We start from the raw sequence: 2017 nt of genomic DNA, 5'->3' as shown, positions 1-2017 counted from the left end.
GGAAAACGGCCCCGTTGCTATCGGTAAAAACAAGGGGATTAAACACTTTGTTCTCTCGCTTATCGGAAAGAAGTATTAGCCCGCGCTTGTGAAGATCGCCGATCATTTGCGTCTCTATCAGCATCTTCTCACGAGACATGTTCTCGAATCGCTTAACGAAATAGTCTTCCTCGTCGCTATGGTTGCGTATTCGAATAAAGAACCATTGCAAGTATAAAGGCACTTTTTCCATAGATGGAATTGTAGCACCTTGAAAGCTGAATAGACACGGAAGCGGCAGCGGTTAGGAGCCGCCTATGGGAAATAAAAAAGCCCGCGCCGAAAAAGACAGACGCGGGGAAAAGAAAGTATATCGCGGTCTAACTATTTGTTTGCCCAGTCGTGATACTGGCGAAGCAGTGCGAGCGTCGCCGCCCGATTTGTCGAGTAAGCCGCATTCAAGGAGTCCTCAAGATTAAATGTCCCATCTTCATTCTTGTAATCAACGAGAGCTGATTCAGCTGCTGCCTGACACTCACGCGAATTATTTTCTGCGTAATCGAGGAAATCATCAAAATTCTTATCCATATCTATCACCTCCCATCTCATCAAATATTACCACGCTGCCGCCTCCGTGCCTATTTGGCTTGTACGTACTTGGTGCGTGCGAAGTACCTTGAAAACCCAATGGTCTACCACCACGCAAGCAAGCTGAGAACACACGCCGAGCGCCCATTAAGGTACGCCAGGAAAGCGCGCTAATACCGGCTCGATGGGTGGTGGATGGATTGCAAAAGAAAGGAGGAACTATGACCAAGAAGAATGACCACAGGCGCATCGGATTTGATGATATCGATGGTGATCTGGCAACCGCGAAGCAGTTCGCGATGCTTACGGGAATGCATGAGAACAGCATCAGGAAGATGTGCCAAGAGGGTCGCATCGAGTGTAAAAAAATCGGGGTTGAGTGGCGCATCCCGTTTCGAAAAATATGCGGCGTTGAGAAGGAGGCAGAAGTTGCCTAGACAAAAAGTTTCAATCCACGAACCTTTGAGGGTTCGACGTAAAAAAGAAAGCGCGCCCACCGTAGCAAGTTTGCGCGCATCCGATCAAACGATCCCATCAAGTGTAACACCTTGGACACCGAGAGCGCAAGCGGCGCTTGTGGCGGTGTGGGTGGCATTTGCAGTGTGCGCGATGATCACGATGGAGGTATGGCTATGAAATTAGATGACATCAACGCGCTCGTGGATGCGTTGCGCATGTCTGACAGAGAGCGCAAGCGGCTGTTCGGACAGGCCGACTGCTTCGAGACAACAGTATCAGTGCCGAGCGCGTCGATCATGTGCGAGGTGGCGACGGTAACGGACTCGCCAATAAGGCGCAGCGAGTACAACGGCGTGGCGTTTCTCTCGTGCAGATATCGGGGGTACGAGTTCAACTGCATATCGGGGGAGGTGGCGTAGATGGGGGTGAGCGTGCTCGTCCTTGGCCACTCCGGTTCGGGAAAATCAACCAGCCTGCGGAACTTCGAGCCTGGCGAGGTCGGCATCTTCAACATAGCCGGCAAGCCGCTTCCGTTCCGAAAGAAGCTCGACCGGCTCGACCATGCGGTCTACAACCAGATACACGGCAGCCTTGCGCAGAACAAGCTGCGCGCATACGTAGTGGACGACGCGAACTACCTGATGGCCTTCCAGAACTTCGCGCTGGCGAAGCAGACGGGTTACGGCAAGTTCACGGACATGGCCGTCAACTTCGAACGGCTGCTGGAGGCCGCGAACAAGACGAGTGATGACACTATCGTCTACTTCATGATGCACCCGGACTTCGACGAGTCGGGGCGGATGAAGCCGAAGAGCATCGGCAAGATGCTCGACAACCAGCTGACCATCGAGGGGATGTTCCCCATCGTTTTGCTGGCCGACAATGACGATTCTGGGTACTCCTTCGTCACGGCAAGCGACGGCACCACGCCGATCAAAGCGCCCATGGGCATGTTCGCGGAGCAGCGCATCGACAACGACCTCAAGGCCGT

General features: G+C 53.2%; 5 protein-coding genes. 3 read left to right on the top strand and 2 right to left on the bottom strand.

Translation table 11 applies throughout. The features are described 5' to 3' along the window. Together RR842_RS14355 and RR842_RS14350 are read right to left on the bottom strand one after the other, a co-directional pair. Positions 1-232, bottom strand: a 232-nt coding sequence (locus RR842_RS14355) for a hypothetical protein (RefSeq protein WP_332730259.1), incomplete at its 3' end; no start/stop codon positions are given. A gap of 131 nt (positions 233-363) precedes the next feature. After that, positions 364-567 (bottom strand): hypothetical protein, encoded by a 204-nt coding sequence (locus tag RR842_RS14350; protein WP_332730258.1) that lies wholly within the window; start codon positions 565-567, stop codon positions 364-366. Between the two features lie 221 nt (positions 568-788). Here RR842_RS14350 and RR842_RS14345 point away from each other — a divergent pair, with 221 nt between their 5' ends. The 3 genes from RR842_RS14345 to RR842_RS14335 form a co-directional block, all read left to right on the top strand. Next, entirely contained in the window at positions 789-1004 is a 216-nt protein-coding gene (locus tag RR842_RS14345; RefSeq protein ID WP_332730257.1) for a helix-turn-helix domain-containing protein, read from the top strand. Positions 1005-1199: 195 nt separating this feature from the next. Then, positions 1200-1445, top strand: a complete 246-nt coding sequence (locus RR842_RS14340; RefSeq protein ID WP_332730256.1) for a hypothetical protein — start codon at positions 1200-1202, stop codon at positions 1443-1445. After that, the coding region (locus RR842_RS14335; protein WP_332730255.1) for a hypothetical protein at positions 1446-2017 on the top strand (572 nt) is incomplete at its 3' end.

Source organism: Gordonibacter sp., assembly GCF_036667095.1.
Classification (GTDB): Bacteria; Actinomycetota; Coriobacteriia; order Coriobacteriales; family Eggerthellaceae; genus Gordonibacter.
This window is presented reverse-complemented; position numbering and strand designations above follow the sequence as displayed.